The following is a 17,204-nucleotide window of genomic DNA, read 5'->3' as shown; positions in this document are numbered from 1 at the left end:
TTGGTCAGGTGGTCAAGCCGGGTGTTTTCTCCTTTTTGGTTTTGACGGTTTGGGCCGAGCTGTTTTTGAACCGGAAGCTGTCGTTTCCGGTCTCGAGGATATGGCAGTGATGGGTCAGCCGGTCGAGCAGCGCGGTCGTCATCTTGGCGTCGCCGAATACGCTGGCCCATTCGGCAAAGCTGAGATTGGTGGTGATGATGACGCTGGTGCGCTCATAGAGCTTGCTCAGCAGATGGAAGAGCAATGCTCCTCCTGAAGCGCTGAAGGGCAAATATCCGAGCTCATCAAGGATCACCAGATCGGAATGGATGAGCCGGTTGGCGATCTGCCCGGCCTTGCCCTGGGCCTTTTCCTGCTCCAGCGCATTGACCAGTTCGACGGTCGAAAAGAAGCGAACCCGCTTGCGGTGATGCTCGATGGCCTGAATGCCCAGTGCCGTGGCGATGTGGGTCTTGCCGGTTCCCGGCCCGCCCACCAACACCACGTTGTCGGCCTTGTCGATAAAGGCGCCGGCATGAAGCTGGCGCACCAGGGCCTCATTGATCTCGCTACTGGCAAAATCAAAGCCAGCCAAGTCCTTGTAGGTTGGAAAGCGCGCCACCTTGAGCTGATAGGCAATGGATCGCGTCTCTCTTTCAGCCATCTCGGCCTTGAGCAATTGTGAGAGGATCGGAACGGCCGATTCAAAGGCCGGAGATCCCTGTTCGGTGAGTTCGCTGATTGCCTGGGCCATGCCTGCCATCTTGAGGCTCTTGAGCATGATGATCAGGGCCGCGCTTGCCGGATCATGACGCATGGCGCACCTCCTTGTCCGCGCGCAGGGTATCGTAGCGCTCGACATTGGCCTGCGGTTCCTTGCCCAGCACAAGGGCCTGCGGTGCCCTGACTGGCGGCACCGTTCCCGGCTTGCCATCGATCAGCCTGTGCAACAGGTTGAGGATATGGGTCTTGGTGGGCACCCCGGCCTCCAGCGCCATCTCGACCGCGGCCAGCACCGCCTGTTCGTCGTGATGGAGAACCAGAGCCAGGATCTCGACCATCTCACGATCGCCACCGGGTTTGCCCAGAAGGTGGCGCTGAAGTTGCCGGAATCCATCGGGCATGTCGGCAAAGGGTGCACCATTGCGCAGGGCACCGGGCTTGCGCTGGATCACCGCCAGATAATGGCGCCAGTCATAAACGGTGTGACCCTGCCCATGATGCCGCTCGATAATCCTCTTGTGCTCGCAGATCGCCTGGCCTTCAGCGACAACGACAATGCGGTCCGGATAGACCCTGACGCTGACCGGTCTGTTGGCGAACGAGGCCGGAACGCTATAGCGAACGCGCTCGAGGTGAACCAGGCAGGTGGGCGAGACCCGTTTGGTATGTTCGATGAACCCGTCAAAGGCCCGCGGCACGGTCATCAGATACGGCGTCTCGATGCACCAGGAATTGGCAACCGAACCCGGTTCCGCGCCATGAGCAATCTCTTCCCATAGAGCCACACAGCGCTGCTCGAGCCAGACGTTCAACTCATCGAGCGAGTTTGCACGTGGCAAGGGCTGGAAAAGCCGGTGCCGCATATCGAGCACGTTCTTTTCCACCATACCCTTTTCCCAACCGGCAGCGGGATTGCAGAACTCGGGCTCGAACAGGAAGTGGCTGGCCATGGCCGAGAACCGGGCATTGACCTGACGTGCCTTGCCACGGCCAACCTTGTCCACGGCCGTCCTCATGTTGTCATAAATGCCCCGGCGCGGGACGCCGCCCAGAACTCGGAAGGCATGGTTGTGGGCATCAAACAGCATCTCGTGGGTCTGGAGCAGATAGGCCCGCACAATAAAGGCCCGGCTGTAGCAGAGCTTGGTATGGGCGACCTGGAGCTTGATCCGCTCGCCCCCGATCAGTGCCCAATCCTCGCTCCAGTCAAACTGGAAAGCTTCGCCAGGCTCAAAAACAAGAGGAACGAAAACGCCCCTGCCGCTCACATTCTGCTCGCGCTGGCGTTCCTCTTTCCATCGACGGGCAAAGGCCGCCACACGACCATAAGAGCCTTCGAAACCGAGGCTCACCAGATCAGCATGGATCTGCTTGATGGTGCGCCGCTGCTTGCGCGGCTTGCGGCTCTCGGCCTTCAGCCAGCCTGACAGCTTCTCGGCAAAAGCATCGATCTTGCTTGGCCGATCTGGAACCTGGAACTTCGGCTCAACCGTATCGGTCCGAAGGTATTTGCGAATGGTATTCCGGGACAGGCCCGTGCGCCGCGCAATCTCCCGGATCGATAAACCGTCCCGGAAATGCCAGCGCCGGATAACGCTCAAAAACGCCATGTCCAACACTCCTAAATCTCCCGCCCAAAACGAGCAGGATAGCGTTCAAACATGGGTCACTTCTCAGTGGAAAAATCTCCCTGAACCGGGTCACTTCTCAGCGGAAATCAACAGCAAGCCTACGATACGCAGCCAGGTGGTTCGCAAATGTGAGTCGATGCTGAACCCAAGCAAGGCTCAGTCTCAATCCCGCGGCGATGGGAAAGTCTCTTCAGTGAACGCTGCCAGACGATAACTCAAAAGGCCGACCCATTCGTGGGCCGCCAGGTCGGTTGTTGAGAGCCCGTTCGACGCCGTTCCAGGCCAGGTGCCGCCTGCGGATTTGGTCCGGTAATCGACCGGGTAGGGTACAACCGTCAGGTTCGTGGTCCTGAAGCAAGCAACAGCGCGTGGCATGTGACTGGCCGAGGTCACAAGAACCCAGGTGCCGGACGCGCGCCCAGCAAGAGCGGCGGCCGTTTCTCGGGCATTCTCGCACGTGTTGCGGGATAGTTCTTCCATGGTGAGGCGTTCGGCGGCAACCCCAGAACTGATCAAGGCGTGTCGCGCCAGTTCGGACTCGGTGAGGCTACCATCGTTCGACAGGTGTCCTCCACCGCCAGAAAGAAAGATCTGGGCCTCGGGATAGCGCGCTGCGAGCATGCGGGTCTCAACAATGCGCTCGCCGGCTTCATTGAGAACGAGTGTGTCCCGGTCGAAAGAGATGTGCGTATCGACAGCACCACCGAGCATGATGACGCCTGCAACATCGTCGGGTAGTGCAGTCCTGGGAAATCTGTTTTCCAATACGCCCAATGCGAACGGGCCAAGAGGTGACCAAGCCGCAAGGGCCAATCCCAAAATCGAAACGATCCCGAGTGCGGCAGCCAGTTTCCGGATCTTCATGACCCAAAACGCCAGCGCCGCCAGAAGGGCCAGCAACAGAACGTTGGACGGCGTGAGAAAGAAGTCGAGAATTTGCGAAACGGCAAAGAACACCGGAAACCTCCCTTGGTTTCGCCACCTAACACTGGCGGCATCAACAAAGGATTGACGCGAATAGGACTTGACCTTCCCAGCATTGGAAGGAGCACGATACCCTTAGGTTGTCTCACCCGCGATCAGTGCTCGTGGCTGAAAACATGTAGGGCTGTTGCAAGAGCGAAGAGGGATTGGAATGGATCAGCACCAACAACACCGTCATGTCCATGACACTGCCGAGACCGAAGACATCACGGCACGCGACAAGCATGCGGGGCATTCGGTGGCAATGTTTCGTGACAAATTCTGGCTCTCACTGGCCCTCACAGTTCCGACGGTGTTTTGGGAGCCGATGATCCAGGAATGGTTCGGGTATACGGCGCCACGGTTTCCAGGATCCGAATTCATTCCCGCCCTTTTTGGGACGGTTGTCTTCATCTACGGGGGGTGGGTGTTTCTGAACAGTGCAATCGGTGAGCTCAAGGCGCGGCTCCCGGGCATGATGACGCTGATCTCGCTGGCCATCTCCGTTGCGTTTGTCTACAGCGTTGCCGTCTTGCTCGGGTTCGACGGTCACCCGCTGTGGTGGGAGCTGGCCACATTGGTGACCATCATGCTGCTGGGACACTGGATCGAGATGCGCTCGATTTCCCAGGCGCAAGGCGCACTCAACGAACTGGCGAAGTTATTGCCCGATTTGGCTGTACGGGTAATTGAAGGAGATAGGACCGAAGAGGTGCCCGTGTCGGGCCTCAGGACGGATGACGTCGTTCTTGTGCGACCAGGGGCCTCGATTCCGGCCGATGGCGTCGTCATGTCGGGCAAAAGCGCTGTCAACGAATCCATGATTACCGGGGAATCTCAACTGGTCGACAAGACAGATGGATCCGAAGTGCTCGGCGGCACCGTGAACGGGCAGGGCTCCCTTCGAGTGCGCGTGCTTCAAACAGGTCAGGAGACGGCCTTGGCCGGCATCATGAGGCTGGTTTCTCAAGCACAATCATCCCGCTCGCGCGCCCAGGCGCTGGCCGACCGGGCCGCCTTTCTGCTCACTATCGTTGCCATCGTTGCCGGTGTCGCGACCCTTGCCGCATGGTCGCTGCTCGGTGCCGAGATCGATTTTACGGTTACCCGGGTGGTGACCGTGCTCGTCATCGCCTGTCCTCACGCCCTAGGGCTCGCCGTTCCACTGGTCACGGCCATTTCAACCACCCTGGGTGCCCGCAATGGTTTGCTCATTCGGGACCGTCGCGGTCTTGAGGAAGCGCGAAATCTCGACACGGTCGTATTCGACAAGACCGGAACATTGACGCTTGGTTCCCACCGGGTGGTCGAGATTGTCGCCGCGAAGGAAAATGATCCGGATACGGTATTGTCGCTCGCAGCAGCAGTCGAACGGGACTCCGAACACCCAATCGCACAGGCATTGCTCAAGAGCGCAGAAGACAAAGGTCTCGCGCTCCCGCGGTCGTCGAGTTTCGAGGCGGCAGCTGGCAAGGGCGTCGAGGCTGTTGTCGAGGCACGCCGCTTGTCCGTTGGGGGGCCGGCGTTGTTGCGGGAACGCAATGTCGAGCTCGACAATGACATGGAGAACGCAAGCCTTCGCTTTGGTGACAACGGGCAGGCCGCGATCTATCTTTTGGAGGGCGAGAACGTTTTGGCCGTTTTTGCGATCGCCGATCAGGTACGCCCGGAGTCTAGGGAGGCAGTAGCCAAGCTACAGTCGATGGGTATCGAGGTCGTCATCCTGACGGGGGACTCAGAGGCCGTTGCGCGATCTGTGGGTCGAGAGCTTGGGATAGATACAGTCTTTTCCGGCGTGCTGCCCGATCAGAAGTCCGACAAGATCAAAGAGCTGCAGGCCCGGGGCAAGCGCGTTGCCATGGTGGGCGATGGCGTCAACGACGCGCCCGCTCTCGTCACCGCCGATGTCGGAGTGGCCGTAGGTGCGGGAACCGATGTGGCTGTCGAAGCCGGTGATGTGGTGCTGGTGCGTTCTGATCCCCGGGACATCGCCCGCATCGTAACCCTCAGCCGCGCGACCTATCGCAAGATGATCCAGAACCTGTGGTGGGCCGCCGGATACAATATTGTTGCGATCCCGCTCGCTGCCGGGGTGCTCTATTGGGCCGGTATCGTCCTGGCGCCCGCGGTGGGGGCGGTGCTAATGTCTGCCAGCACGGTCATCGTTGCGATCAACGCTCAGTTGCTACGGCGGCTCGACATGACGCGATAGACAGATTTTGCTCGGACGAGCCCGTCGGAGATGGGTTGCGCGGCCGAGGGAAAGCGGTGTCGGCTATCAATGCACGCGGCAGACGAGGAAGGGCGCGCTGGTTTGCCGGCCCTTCCTCGACCCTTAAGCAGAACAGGCGACGTAGCCGCCATAGCCTACGCGGAGTTCGGATCCGATTTCGAACACCATGGTGGCTTCGTTCTGATCAGCATCCCAGCCCTGTGCCTGTTGCTCCGAAGTCAGGCTGATCTGTCAACGGCGGGGTAAAAGTCGGCCATTGGGCGGCGCAAAACCAGGCCACTTGATGTTGGGGGTATCGAGCGCCGGGAGGGCGTAGCCCGAGCGGTGTTCGATACCCCCAACATTGCGTTTTTCAGGACGTGCGGCTGGCTTTGCGTGCCCGGCTTTGGGCGAGGCGATAGCTGTCACCATTCATCTCGAGGATGCTGACGTGATGGGTCAGGCGGTCGAGGAGCGCGCCGGTGAGGCGCTCGGACCCGAAGGTCTCGGTCCATTCGTCGAAAGGCAGATTGCTGGTGATCAGGGTGGAGCCGCGCTCGTAACGCTGCGAGATCAACTCGAACAGCAACTCGGCCCCGGTCTTGGACAGCGGCACGAAGCCCAGTTCGTCGATGATGAGCAGCTTGTAGCCAGCCATCTGCTTCTGGAAGCGCAGAAGGCGACGTTCGTCGCGCGCCTCCATCATCTCGCTGACCAGGGCGGCTGCGGTGGTAAAGCCGACGGACAATCCCCTCTGGCAGGCTGCCAGGCCAAGACCGATCGCAACATGGGTCTTGCCCGTGCCACTGGGTCCGAGCGCGATAACATTCTCGCGCCTTTCGATCCATTCGCAGCGCGCCAGTTCCAGCACCAGCATCTTGTTGAGCTTGGGGATGGCGGCAAACTCGAAGCTGTCGAGGCTTTTGGCGGCCGGGAACCGGGCGGCCTTGATGCGACGCTCGACCATGCGCCGTTCCCGGTCGATCAGTTCGAGTTCGACAAGTCGGGCAAGATAGCGGACATGATCCACGTCCTCGAGCGCGCATTGGCGGGCAAGCTTGTGGTGCTCGCGCAGGAAGGTCGGCAGCTTGAGCGCTTTGAGGTGGCTGGCAAGCAGGAGTTCGGGAGCATCGCTGCTCATGCCAGTTCCTCCTCGCGGTCCAGCAGACCCATATAGGCCTTGGCCGAGGTCGTCTCGACACTGGCTCTGGGCAGATAGGGGTAGATGGCAAGGTCGAGCCTGGGTGGCCGGCGTTCGGCCCGGCACAGGACGAGATGCTTGATGGCATCGAAGCTTATGGCGCCCAGGTGCAGCGCCTGCTTTATGGCCGCATGCAGGTCGGCCAGATCGAAGCTTTCCAGAAGACGCAACACTTGCACATAGGCGCGCCGGCCCTGCTTGCCCATCCGCGCTTCCATCAGGCGACGCAGTGTGGCGAACGCCTCGGGAAGTTCCCAGCCCTGGAGCGGGGCCGCCTGGTCGAGCGCATTGATCTTGTGCTCGATCAGCGGCAGGTAATGCAGTGGGTCAAAGACGATGTCTTCGCGCCCATAACTGCGCGGATGACGGGCGATGGTCTCCCCGCCGCAGCCGATCACCACCTCATCGACATAGCCACGGATCCAGGCGTCCTGATGGCCATAGGCAACAGGGACGGAATAGTCGTTGGTTCTGTAGCGCACCAGCGCCTGGGAGGAGACCCGGCCGCTGGCCTGGTCGCAGGCCTCGAAGGGCGATGCCGGCAGCGGCCGCATCGCCGCCAGATCGCGTTGCAGCCGTTCGCCGATCGTCTCGCTCTCCCCGCGTAGCCGATCGCCCTGGCGCCTGCGGCACTGCTCCTCGAGCCACAGGTTGAACGCGTCCCAGGTTGCAAATCGGGGGATCGGCACCATGAAGTTGCGGCGGGCATAGCCCACAAGTCCTTCAACACTGCCCTTGTCATTGCCCTTGCCGGGGCGGCCATAACGGTCCCGGATCAGGTAGTGGGACAAAAACCCGCTGAACAGCGTTGCCCGCTTGCGCGTGCCGTCAGGAAGAATTTTTGCCACCAGGCAGCGGTCGTTGTCGTAGACGATCGATTGCGGCACTGCGCCCAGAAAGGCGAACGCGTGGATATGGCCGTCCACCCATGCTTCAGCCACAGCTGCCGGATAAGCCCGGACATAGCAGGCGTCGCTGTGGGGCAGATCGAGCACGAAAAAGTGCGCCTTCTGTTCCACCCCGCCGATGATAACCACAGCCTCCCCGAAATCGGCCTGTCCATGTCCGGCAGGATGGGCCAGCGGCACAAATACTTCCTGACCGCGCCGGTCCCGCTCGCGCATGTAGTCCTTGATGATCGTGTAGCCGCCGGCAAACCCATGTTCGTCACGAAGGCGATCAAAAACGCGTTTGGCCGTATGACGCTGCTTGCGCGGGACCGCCCGGTCCTCGTCAAGCCACCGATCAATGATCGCGATGAACGCGTCCAGCTTCGGGCGTCGCACCGGCGCCTGCCGCCGATAGCCCGGCGGAACAGAATACGCCATCATCTTGCGAACCGTATCGCGCGAGATGCCGAAATGCCTGGCTGCTTCGCGCTGGCTCATGCCGCCATCGCAAGCCAGACGAACCTTCAAATATAAGTCCACGGTGTAGATCCCTCGTCCCTCCCGCACAAATTGCAGAAGGAAAATAGGTGGACGACTTTTAAGCCGCCCGCAGCAGGACAATCCAGCCGCTACCGTGGACTAATTTTGCACCGCCGTTCTCATGTTGGCCGGATACTGCTCTGTTTCCCCGGGCCACGGTGAGGCAACAACAGGGACCTGGCTCCGCGGCAGAAGCAAAACCTGATTGGGAATGCTGTCTTTATGAGTGCGAGCACGGTCACATAAGCCTCAATGCACCGACCTGCGTCCTGAACGCGAGGGCAAGCTGCCACGGGAAAAGCAACATCTGGACGCGAGCATTACGCTCTCGGAGCCTAAATGCCGACGACCGAGTTTTCGCACCGGCTCGACCTTCCGTCTTTGCGAAGGCGCAAACTTTGATCAAATTAGGTTTGTACGGCTGTGCGGAAAAGCCAGTAGAGTGAGCATACGCGCACACCACTGCGGAGCGCTTCGTCTGCCACAGCTAGCCACGCGGCAGAACGCTTCTCTCATGCTCTTGCCCAAGGCCAAGGCCACGACCCTGTTGGCACCTTAAGGAGCTCAGCCATGACAGCCTTAAAAAACGCCGTATTGTTCCCATCCCCGATCGCCTTGGACCAACCAGCACGCTATCGCGGTGTAGTGGCCCCAAGCAACTCCAGTCACGACTGCGTTTGGTTAGCGAAACCCGATGGTAACTTGCTGTCAAGACATGAGAAATGACTGGGCCAGCGGCTGTCCAGCCCCACTCCAGCGCTGCTGTTGCTGAACGCCGCCGACCGAAAACGAGATCGTTGCGCCCGACGCACGCCAGCTGGGAAACCGCCGCCGTACGGGCCGTGTCTCCAATGCCGAGGTGAAAAACAGCAGGTTAGGAGCCAGCGCTGGATGGGCGGCATCGCCCGAATGTTCCAGCCACATGCGGTTTGCGGAGGTCAGAACGTTTGGTCTTGCTCATGGTAAAACACTCCTGAAGTCTCGGACCTCTGATTGGAGAGGCGGCAAGGCGTCAAACACAGCCTTGTTCGCGCAGAATTGGGGAACTGCTGTCACCCGTTCACTGCTCTCAAGCAACTTTCTGCAGGCGTCGCTGTGATCGCAGCGGATGCAACGGAAAGCACTACTTCGCAACTGAAGCCCGCTGAGTTTTCCGCGTGCCAGTGCGAGAAACAAATCTCGACCAGAAGCTTCTGCCATCCGCTTCATCAATTCAATACGATTGTCCCAGTGTCTCAAGTCCATTTCATCCTCCGTTGCATTCGATAATTATATCCGCGGCGCAGAACATTATCCTTGATCGGGATCAAACTGCTTCATGAGGGCCGCCGCCGCGACAAGTTCAATATGGCGTGCCATCTCGTATGAGTTCGGGCGTCCATCGAGGATCGTAAGTCAGTTCAACGTTTACCGCGTGGCGTCCCGCAACCGATTCTGCTGCGGCGCGAACGCCATCGACCAGGTAAGTGGTGGCGGGACAGCCGATGGTTGTCGTCGTCATCGTAATCAGAACCTGGCCAGCTTTACCCAGCTGCAGGGCATAAATGAGCCCTAGGTCCATAACGTTCAGCCCCAGCTCTGGATCGATCACTTGACGCAGTGCCGCCTCAATTTCAGCCAGAAGAATCTCATCCTCGCTTCGCAATGCGCACGATCGGAAATGCTCGGTAATTGCTGCCAGGATGGCCGGTTTCAACTGTGACCAGGCCGCCCCTGATTTCTCGACTGTGACAGAATCTGTATGCAGTGTGACGGACGAGACGCCTCGAATTTCTAGCAACTTTCGTGCGAGCCGGTGATCGGCGATCCTGTGGGAACGCAGGAAGTGAACGGGAGCATCGGAACAGACTTCAGTGCCTGGCCAGAAAAGCATGGCCTCGGAATCCGGTAGCTCTTCGGTTTGGATGAACATGCGGCGCTCAGGTTCGAGACCTGTCCCTGAGAGTTGCTCGAACCTCAAGCACATAGCTGTTCGACCCGTTTGATGACCCCTTCCAAATATGGCCGCGCTTAGCTAGCTCCGGGAACAAAAACAGGGGTTCCCGCAGCAGAACTGCCCGAAGAACGGCACCGTCCTCGAGCGTTTCCAGCACCTCCAGAACTCTCTTCATTGGCTCGGGAGGTTCCAGCTCGCGAAGATCTATGAGCTACCCCCCAATCGCTGGACAGATTTCGGCGTAAATTAAGCTACTCGTTGCACCTGCTGGTCGGGTTGGTTTTGCTCAATGCGCTGCCAATAGATCACGGCAGGCGGTTTACCGCCAAGGGCGGAATGAGGGCGTCGATGATTGTAGAATTCCATCCAGTCGCGGACGCCAGCACGAGCCTGTGATCCAGTTTCCCAAGCGTGCAGATAGACGCATTCGTATTTGAGGGTGCGCCAGAGCCGCTCGACAAAGATATTGTCGAGGAACCGCCCCTTGCCATCCATGGAGATGCGCACTCCCATTCGTCGCAACCGATCGGTCCAGGCAAAGGACGTGAACTGGCTGCCTTGATCGGTGTTCATGACCTCGGGTGGGCCGAACTTGTGGACCGCCTCGTTCAATGCTTCGATGCAGAAGTCTGCCTCCAGCGTGTTCGAGATGCGCCAGGCCAAGACTTTGCGGGTGTGCCAGTCCATGATGGCCACCAGGTAGAGAAAGCCCCGGCGCATCGGAAGATACGTGATGTCCGCAGCCCAGGCCTGGTTCGGACGTTCCACCCTCAATCCCTTTAGAAGATACGGCCAAACCTTGTGTCCCTTGGCCGGTCTCGAGGTATTGGGCTTCTGGTAGATTGGCATCAGCCCCATGAGCCGCATCAGCCGCCGCACGCGCTTCTCGTTCACCAGGTGCCCTTCATTGCGCAGGTGCCAGGTCATCTGCCGGACTCCGAAGAAGGGTGTCTCCAGGAATTGCTCATCGATCCTGCGCATTAGCGCGAGGTTGATCTCGGTCTCGCCTTTCGGCGTGTAGTAGAACGAGGAACGCGAGAGCGACAGCAGCGTGCACTGCTTGCCAATCGAGAGAACGGGGTGATCAGGTTCTATCATCCCCCGTCTCACTTCCCGCCCCAGGGCTTGAGCTTTCGTGACAAAAAATCGTTGGCGACGGCCAGCTCTCCGATCTTGGCGTGCAGATCCTTGACCTGTTCATCGTCAATCTCTGGCTTTTTGCGCCCGCCACGCTCGAACACACCCGATGCCCCTTCGAGTAACGCCCGCTTCCATTGGTGGATCATCGTGGGGTGGATACCGAACCGGCTCGCCAATTCCGATACCGTCTCTTCGCCCTTCAATGCTTCCAGGGCGACCTTCGCCTTGAACTCGGGCGAATGCTGCTTTCGTTTCGACATCTCTGATCTCCATCGTCGAAGACCAGCAGACAACAATTCGTAGCTTACGTCAGCGTCCCATTTTCGGGGAGTAGCTCACTAACACGGTCGCTGGAACGGACCAATCTATATCGGTGACCGAAGCCGGATCGGTACTTGACCGACTAAAAGTCACATGCCAGTCGCCCGTTTCATCCTGAATGGCTTCATACTCGAAGCCCTGCTGTTGCAACACCTGAAAGAGCGGAACAGGCTTGAAGTTCACCAGAAGCCGCAATTGCTGATGGGGTCCAAGCGCGGCAATGGCAGTCATGATCTCGCCGAACGGCTCGCCGCCCGCTTCCAGGATGGGCCTGACATCAAGTTCAACAATGTCATTCATCATAGCACTCCTTGCCTCTGTTGCCTGTTGATGGAGGTGGACAAAAGGTGCGGGCTCTCGACGGCAAGCATCCGCCACTTCCCGCGCAGGTCTTTCAACTTTCTGATCCGCCAGATCTCGACGGCGATCGCCATCGTCGCTAACAGGGCCGCGGCGCACGCCAATCGGAAAAGCCGGTGTTCAGCAGCAATAAGGGAGAGGCCGGCGATCCAGGTTCCGGTGACATAGATTGCAAACCACCAACGGGCCCTATGCTCATGGACGAGATCCTGGACGCGCGGAGTTTCGCCCATGCCCAGTTTCGGGCCGAACACTTCTAGCCAAGTCAGAAAGCTGACGATTTTGTATAGCTTCCCTAATCCAAGCGTCGTGAGCCAACTCATCGCATACAGGAACACCAGTGCCCCCAGCCAGTCACCAAGAGTGCCGGAGACAATGGCAACCATCGCGAACAGCGTGGTGAAGGCCAGGGATGCGAGACCTGCTGCAGCGACCTGATTGTTAAGCTCCAGCATCCGTCTTTTGCGGGTTCTGTAAATTTCGAACATGTCACCGGCGTAGCAAATGACTGCCGCAACCGTTAGAGCACCGGCTGACCAAAAGAGTGCAGTTGCGTCGGCGCCACCGAACAGGACGAGGGCACCAGCCATTGTCGCGGCCAGTGCAATTGCCCCAAGAGTTAGCACGTTTTTCTGGCGGCGCTGGCTCACCTCGGGAGCGAGCATGAACATCGAAAGCAGGCGATAGCTGACTCCGGCCGCCGTCAGAGTTAGCCAACCGACAAGACCCAGCGCGGCATGGATCGGAACACCGACGGCGGTTATCCTTGCAACCGGTTCGGCCAGTCTCATTCCGGACAGGCCAAGGGTGAACGCTACGCCCAGAGTTGCAGTCATTGCCAAGCCGGCGAGTCCCCCAACAACAAACCCGGCCGACACCGGAACCGAGGAAGCTCGGAGAATGGTGAGAACGATGCCATAGATTCCCAAGCTAAACCCGGAGCAGAGCAAAAATGCCCCGGCAGGCAGCAACACCGGGGAAAGGTAATCGGTCCCCGCCATGTGCGCAAAGCCGGACACAAGCAGCACAGTTCCGACGACGAGTAAGCCCAGCACGGCAAGTGACGTGTTCTCGCCCTGCAGGGGAGCGTTCACTAGGACAGGAACGAACTGGAACAAGGCGCCCCACATGAGCATGCTGAGCCATCCCAAAGCCAGCATATGCACGACGACCAGCGTTTGGGGTGCCCGCAGAGGAGCAAATGGGTAACCGTAGCCGGCAGTGAGTAAACCCAGGCCGGCGATGAGAAAGGCGACAGAGGTTGCAAAGAACCCCATTGACCATCTTGAAAGCGTAGAACCGGGCATGGATCGAACCGTAAAAAGGGGGGCGCCGGTTAATCCGGCGCCGAAAGATCAGGCGGCTGCGGTGATCCGGCGAATCTGAACCCGCCAAACTTCAGGGCCCTGCTGAAGGTAGGTCCAGGAGCAATAGCCCGGATATTCGGCCTCCAACTGATATCTTAGGGGTTTGGGGTCGTGATCGTTGATCAGCTCAAATCCGTCGCCCGGTGCCAGCGAATCGATGACCGCGAAAATCGTTTGATGCCGTTGGGCCGGCACCAGTGTCCTCACGTCGATCTCCCGATCGGCTGCAGCTTCGTTCGTCATGTTTATGTTCTCCGGATTAAAGTATACGAAGCCGAAACATAGGCGAGCCGATAGAGATCGACTTTGTCGGGGAACAAACAGAACACTGCTCGTGCGGCGGATTGGCCCAAGGCGCGTTTTCGATTGCGCTGTCCTTCCCTTCCAGCTAGCGTTCGACTACCGATGCATCCGAAGTCCACCGAAATGAGCCTTTTATCCCGCGAGCAGATGCGGCAGTTTTCGCTGTTCGAACGGCTCAGCGAAGAGGCTTTTGACGAAATCCTTTCGGCCGCGAGCGCACGAAACTATTCAACGGGGCGCTCAGTCTTTGAGCAAGGCGGCGAGGCGCGGGAATTTTATGTGCTCGTCCAGGGAAAGCTGAAGGTTTCACAAGTCACTGAAGATGGCCAGCAGGTCATCATCAGGATCGTGGTGCCCGGCGATCTGTTCGGTATTGCGCGGGCTCTTCAGAGAGTCGACTATCCCGGAACAGCGACTGCTGTTGTCGACAGTAGTGTTCTGGCTTGGCCAATGTCCTACTGGGACCGGTTCGTGGAAAAGGATGCTGCACTGGCCGTCAGCGCAATGCAGACAGTGGGGCAGCGCCTGCAGGAGTCACATGCCCGTCTCAGGGAAATGGCGACGGAGGAAGTGGAGCGCCGCGTTGCACACACGGTGCTGCGGCTGATTGAACAATCCGGTAAGCCGGAGTCCGGGGGTATCCGAATTGACTTCCCGATCTCCAAGCAGGATCTGGCGGAAATGTCGGGTACGACACTGCATACGGTCTCGCGAATCATGAGCGGATGGCAGGAGCGGGGGCTGGTTTCGACCGGTCGGCAAAAGCTGCTGGTGTGCGATCATGACCGGCTTCTGGATCTGGCGGAAAGCGGGCCGGAGCGTTAGGGGTTTGGGGCGAGCAAGGTCTCCGTTAGCAGCCTCGCACCTCTCAACGCAGCAGTTTCGATATCCTTAAATAGCAGCCCCAGTTCGTCGAATGCGGTCTTGTCAGGTTCATCGGCATCGATCTCATCAAGTTCGGCGAGGAGTTCGACAAGTCCTCGGATGAGGTCGCGTGCATCACGAGCCTGAGCCAGGCGGCGTTTCAGATCGTCGGTTCGTTCGCTTTGCGTGAATCTTACCAGAGCGGCATCCAGCTCGTCATGGCAGGCACACTGCGGTGCCAAGTCCGCCAGAATGCTGCGTAGTCTTGATGTGATGTCTTTGGAAGCTTCTGTATCGATATTTTGGCTAAGCACCAGCATTGATCCACTTTGCTCCTTCGCGACCGTAGAGAAACCCGTTCGAAAACGGGACGTTTGGATAGACCGCTTCCAGTTGGCTCTTTGCTTCCGCTGAGGTTGTCTCGCCGTCCAGCAACGACCGGAAAATGCGCGTGACACCAACCATGTCGCAGTTCTGCGGCGAGAGCCGGAAATGCAGCACGCCGGCCTGCCTGAGCCGTGGGAGCTCGCTTGTCACCAGATGACAGGTGTGTGACATGGTCTGCACCCCATTCAAGGTGAGAAAGTCCTGACCGTCCAGAGTTCTGACGGGCATGCCATCGGGATCTTCCCCACAGACAAACCGACAGTCGTCCTTGGTGTGACCTTTGGCACGGGCGTGAGCGCAACGGGCTGATATCGCCAGGGGCGTACGACCGAACACCAGCACTTCGATCTCGACATCCGCTGCGTGCCTGGCGATTTCCTCGATCGATGCAAGGGGCAGCTCAGGGGGAAGACAGATCAGCTTTGCTCCACGTGCTGCATAGACGCCTGCCGTGGCTGCGCTGTAAGTGTTCATCATCGGGCCGATAATGTGCGGGCGGCCTGAAACCCCTAGCAATGTTGAGATATCTGCCGCCTCAATCGGATCGACTGCGTTCTCGAGAAGCTTTGCCTGGTGCTGGCGTTCGCGCTTGAGCGTTGTCAGCCCCAATCCGGCACGCCGGACTGACTTGCCGGCGTCCTTCAACCGATTGACGACTACTTCCTCGTGCGGGGCGTGGAAATGGAGCCGCTTGGAGCACACGACCTCGCCCACGACAACGGTATCGACTGGTGCTTCGTCGGCGATCCTGAAGTAGAAATCACGCCAAACGCTTGGCTCCCAAAGATATGGAATTGGCCCAAGGACCAATTGGCCGTTCCCGGACATATCCTACCTCCACCGCTTTTCATAAGCACCCGAGGTGGTCTTCTGGCCCTCGCTCTGGCGTCTTAGTTTTTCCACCAGTCGAGCGCGGTCATCCGCTGGCGTTGCCAGAGCTTCCTTGATCGTTGCCACGACACTGGTCACATACGCTTTTCCGCGCTGTCGGCCTTCGATCTTCAGTGCTTTGACCCCGGCTCGCTCCAGGCGATCGACTTCGTGGAGGATGTCGAGGCTGACCGGGTCCTCAAACGCGTAACCGGGATCCGCCGAGACGTTGAAGCGCCCTTTGCAGAGCGTAGGGTACCCCGCCGGCTCGTCCGCCGAAAACCGGTTGATGGTGAACTCGCCAAGCTTGGAAACCAATTCCTTGCCCGAATCGCGATAACTAACGTGGCTTGCTGGAGAGCAGACGCCATGCATGTTGGGTGACTTTCCCGTGGCATAGGAAGAAAGTGAGCATCGTCCCTCAGCCATTACACACAGCCCGCCAAAAACAAAAACCTCGGTCTCGCATGCGGCGTCCTGAGCTATGGCTTCGACCTCGTCGAGGGTCAGCACTCTCGGCAGCACCACACGTTTGGCGTTGAAGGACTGGACCAGGAAATCGATAGCCTCGGCGTTGGAGGCGCCGGCTTGGACCGAGACGTGGAGACGTTGATCCGGATGATTCTGGGCCGCATAGGCCATCAGACCTATATCGGCGAGAATGAGGGCATCGGCGCCAAGGCTGGCCGCATCGTTGACAGCCAGGTGCCAAAGTCGCTCGTCACCGGCTCTCATGAACGTATTGATCGCCACGAATGTGCGGCAACCTCGCTGCTTGCCAAATGAGATTGCCTCGGCCATTTCCTCGCGGGAGAAATTGAGGCCGGGGAAATTGCGGGCATTCGTCTCGTCGGCGAACCCGCAGTATACCGCGTCGGCGCCAGCAGAGACCGCGTCCCGAAATGAGGCCGGCGTTCCGGCCGGACATATCAGCTCCATTGGCCCAGGTCCGATTTAAGCAGATATCCGCGAAGATGCGTGCCCATGTGGGCGAAGATTGGTGAGGCCGGCCCCGCCATCGGTGACAGTTCGCGGACCAGATCGATCTGAGCATCGTCGAGCACGTTGCGCAGCGCCAGGATCGCCTCGGTATCTCCTCGAATCGATATCTGCCTGGCAAAAAATGCGGTATCGCCGTCGACGCGGCCCTCCAACAATGCCAGCAGGACCACGATCGGCCCCGATATAGTCGCATGAGCCGACTTCAGCATGTGAGAACGCCGGACCGATATCCGCCTGTCGGCGGGAGAAACCAGAAAGCCGAAGGGGATATCGGTCGGCGCAATGGCATAGCGGCGGTGGGCGTACTCGCCCAAGCGCCTTACAATGCCGGGGTGTCGATCCAAGACAGTCGCAAAGGCCCATTGAGCGATCCGCTCGATAAGCGCTATGGAAGGTGCGGCCATCAGGCGCTGGGCGAGAGGAGGAATAGTCATTGTCCAGGTCCCTTTCAGAGCATCGACTTGGCGAACCTATTCCAAAGCTCGGCAGAGTTACTTGCGCTGCGTCAAAGACGC

At 59.1% G+C, this 17,204-nt stretch carries 18 protein-coding genes; 2 read left to right on the top strand and 16 right to left on the bottom strand.

Features of this window, described 5'->3' with window-relative positions:
* Window positions 1-4: 4 nt before the first annotated feature.
* The 3 genes from istB (OF122_RS14205) to OF122_RS14195 form a co-directional block, all read right to left on the bottom strand.
* Complete coding sequence (istB, locus tag OF122_RS14205) at window positions 5-796, bottom strand: IS21-like element helper ATPase IstB (RefSeq protein WP_264224549.1); 792 nt, start codon at window positions 794-796, stop codon at window positions 5-7.
* A complete protein-coding gene (istA, locus tag OF122_RS14200; RefSeq protein ID WP_264224548.1) occupies window positions 786-2,312 on the bottom strand; it encodes an IS21 family transposase in 1,527 nt (508 codons plus the stop codon). Before istA (OF122_RS14200) ends, istB (OF122_RS14205) begins: the two co-directional genes overlap by 11 nt.
* Before the next feature lie 183 nt (window positions 2,313-2,495).
* Window positions 2,496-3,290: a YdcF family protein gene (locus OF122_RS14195; protein ID WP_264224846.1), complete on the bottom strand. Its 795-nt coding sequence runs from the start codon at window positions 3,288-3,290 to the stop codon at window positions 2,496-2,498.
* Between the two features lie 178 nt (window positions 3,291-3,468).
* On the opposite strand from OF122_RS14195, the gene OF122_RS14190 reads away from it, so the two are divergent.
* Entirely contained in the window at window positions 3,469-5,508 is a 2,040-nt protein-coding gene (locus OF122_RS14190; RefSeq protein WP_264224845.1) for a copper-translocating P-type ATPase, read from the top strand.
* 373 nt (window positions 5,509-5,881) lie between these two features.
* On the opposite strand, the gene istB (OF122_RS14185) is transcribed toward OF122_RS14190, so the two are convergent.
* The 9 genes from istB (OF122_RS14185) to OF122_RS14145 form a co-directional block, all read right to left on the bottom strand.
* Window positions 5,882-6,649 carry an IS21-like element helper ATPase IstB gene (istB, locus tag OF122_RS14185; protein WP_264224574.1) on the bottom strand — a complete coding sequence of 256 codons (768 nt, stop codon included), beginning with the start codon at window positions 6,647-6,649 and terminating at the stop codon, window positions 5,882-5,884.
* Window positions 6,646-8,139: an IS21 family transposase gene (gene istA, locus OF122_RS14180; RefSeq protein ID WP_264224573.1), complete on the bottom strand. Its 1,494-nt coding sequence runs from the start codon at window positions 8,137-8,139 to the stop codon at window positions 6,646-6,648. The genes istB (OF122_RS14185) and istA (OF122_RS14180) overlap by 4 nt, the downstream gene beginning before the upstream one ends.
* Before the next feature lie 957 nt (window positions 8,140-9,096).
* Window positions 9,097-9,384, bottom strand: coding sequence for a DUF6455 family protein (locus OF122_RS19770; protein ID WP_408636245.1), 288 nt, complete (start codon window positions 9,382-9,384; stop codon window positions 9,097-9,099).
* A gap of 97 nt (window positions 9,385-9,481) precedes the next feature.
* Entirely contained in the window at window positions 9,482-10,051 is a 570-nt protein-coding gene (locus OF122_RS19680) for an iron-sulfur cluster assembly protein (RefSeq protein ID WP_319019369.1), read from the bottom strand.
* 7 nt (window positions 10,052-10,058) lie between these two features.
* Window positions 10,059-10,283: a DUF2249 domain-containing protein gene (locus OF122_RS14165; protein WP_264227673.1), complete on the bottom strand. Its 225-nt coding sequence runs from the start codon at window positions 10,281-10,283 to the stop codon at window positions 10,059-10,061.
* 38 nt (window positions 10,284-10,321) lie between these two features.
* A protein-coding gene (locus OF122_RS14160; RefSeq protein ID WP_408636244.1) for an IS3 family transposase occupies window positions 10,322-11,475 on the bottom strand; the annotation gives its coding sequence in 2 pieces (ribosomal slippage) (window positions 10,322-11,199 and window positions 11,199-11,475; 1,155 coding nt in all).
* Window positions 11,476-11,524: 49 nt separating this feature from the next.
* The gene (locus OF122_RS14155; protein ID WP_264224844.1) at window positions 11,525-11,836 is read right to left on the bottom strand and encodes a DUF2249 domain-containing protein; all 312 of its coding nucleotides are present in this window, start codon (window positions 11,834-11,836) and stop codon (window positions 11,525-11,527) included.
* Entirely contained in the window at window positions 11,836-13,173 is a 1,338-nt protein-coding gene (locus tag OF122_RS14150) for a hypothetical protein (protein ID WP_264224843.1), read from the bottom strand. Before OF122_RS14150 ends, OF122_RS14155 begins: the two co-directional genes overlap by 1 nt.
* A 78-nt stretch (window positions 13,174-13,251) precedes the next feature.
* The gene (locus OF122_RS14145; protein ID WP_264224842.1) at window positions 13,252-13,506 is read right to left on the bottom strand and encodes a DUF2249 domain-containing protein; all 255 of its coding nucleotides are present in this window, start codon (window positions 13,504-13,506) and stop codon (window positions 13,252-13,254) included.
* Window positions 13,507-13,689: 183 nt separating this feature from the next.
* Between OF122_RS14145 and OF122_RS14140 the strand changes: the two genes are divergently transcribed.
* The gene (locus OF122_RS14140; RefSeq protein WP_264224841.1) at window positions 13,690-14,391 is read left to right on the top strand and encodes a Crp/Fnr family transcriptional regulator; all 702 of its coding nucleotides are present in this window, start codon (window positions 13,690-13,692) and stop codon (window positions 14,389-14,391) included.
* Here OF122_RS14140 and OF122_RS14135 read toward each other — a convergent pair.
* Genes OF122_RS14135 through ubiT form a run of 4 tightly spaced genes read right to left on the bottom strand, consistent with a single transcriptional unit; the run spans window position 14,388 to window position 17,123 of the window.
* Window positions 14,388-14,750 (bottom strand): hypothetical protein, encoded by a 363-nt coding sequence (locus tag OF122_RS14135; protein ID WP_264224840.1) that lies wholly within the window; start codon window positions 14,748-14,750, stop codon window positions 14,388-14,390. The genes OF122_RS14140 and OF122_RS14135 overlap by 4 nt on opposite strands.
* Window positions 14,737-15,645 carry a ubiquinone anaerobic biosynthesis protein UbiV gene (ubiV, locus tag OF122_RS14130; RefSeq protein WP_264224839.1) on the bottom strand — a complete coding sequence of 303 codons (909 nt, stop codon included), beginning with the start codon at window positions 15,643-15,645 and terminating at the stop codon, window positions 14,737-14,739. Before ubiV ends, OF122_RS14135 begins: the two co-directional genes overlap by 14 nt.
* Before the next feature lie 3 nt (window positions 15,646-15,648).
* Entirely contained in the window at window positions 15,649-16,626 is a 978-nt protein-coding gene (ubiU, locus tag OF122_RS14125) for a ubiquinone anaerobic biosynthesis protein UbiU (protein WP_264224838.1), read from the bottom strand.
* The gene (gene ubiT, locus OF122_RS14120) at window positions 16,617-17,123 is read right to left on the bottom strand and encodes a ubiquinone anaerobic biosynthesis accessory factor UbiT (RefSeq protein WP_264224837.1); all 507 of its coding nucleotides are present in this window, start codon (window positions 17,121-17,123) and stop codon (window positions 16,617-16,619) included. The genes ubiU and ubiT overlap by 10 nt, the downstream gene beginning before the upstream one ends.
* Between the last annotated feature and the right edge of the window lie 81 nt (window positions 17,124-17,204).

This window comes from Pelagibacterium flavum (assembly GCF_025854335.1).
Lineage (GTDB): Bacteria > Pseudomonadota > Alphaproteobacteria > Rhizobiales > Devosiaceae > Pelagibacterium > Pelagibacterium flavum.
Note: the sequence above shows the minus strand (reverse complement) of the source record. Positions and strands in the feature narration are given on the sequence as shown.

Coding starts and splice junctions, on each gene's coding strand:
- OF122_RS14145 (WP_264224842.1), bottom strand. CDS start 13,506: ATGACGAACGAAGCTGCAGCCGATCGGGAGATCGACGTGAGGACACTG.
- ubiV (WP_264224839.1), bottom strand. CDS start 15,645: ATGTCCGGGAACGGCCAATTGGTCCTTGGGCCAATTCCATATCTTTGG.
- ubiT (WP_264224837.1), bottom strand. CDS start 17,123: ATGACTATTCCTCCTCTCGCCCAGCGCCTGATGGCCGCACCTTCCATA.
- OF122_RS14190 (WP_264224845.1), top strand. CDS start 3,469: ATGGATCAGCACCAACAACACCGTCATGTCCATGACACTGCCGAGACC.
- OF122_RS14135 (WP_264224840.1), bottom strand. CDS start 14,750: ATGCTGGTGCTTAGCCAAAATATCGATACAGAAGCTTCCAAAGACATC.
- OF122_RS19680 (WP_319019369.1), bottom strand. CDS start 10,051: ATGTTCATCCAAACCGAAGAGCTACCGGATTCCGAGGCCATGCTTTTC.
- istA (WP_264224548.1), bottom strand. CDS start 2,312: ATGGCGTTTTTGAGCGTTATCCGGCGCTGGCATTTCCGGGACGGTTTA.
- OF122_RS14150 (WP_264224843.1), bottom strand. CDS start 13,173: ATGGGGTTCTTTGCAACCTCTGTCGCCTTTCTCATCGCCGGCCTGGGT.
- istB (WP_264224549.1), bottom strand. CDS start 796: ATGCGTCATGATCCGGCAAGCGCGGCCCTGATCATCATGCTCAAGAGC.
- OF122_RS14155 (WP_264224844.1), bottom strand. CDS start 11,836: ATGAATGACATTGTTGAACTTGATGTCAGGCCCATCCTGGAAGCGGGC.
- ubiU (WP_264224838.1), bottom strand. CDS start 16,626: ATGGAGCTGATATGTCCGGCCGGAACGCCGGCCTCATTTCGGGACGCG.
- OF122_RS14140 (WP_264224841.1), top strand. CDS start 13,690: ATGAGCCTTTTATCCCGCGAGCAGATGCGGCAGTTTTCGCTGTTCGAA.
- OF122_RS19770 (WP_408636245.1), bottom strand. CDS start 9,384: ATGGACTTGAGACACTGGGACAATCGTATTGAATTGATGAAGCGGATG.
- istB (WP_264224574.1), bottom strand. CDS start 6,649: ATGAGCAGCGATGCTCCCGAACTCCTGCTTGCCAGCCACCTCAAAGCG.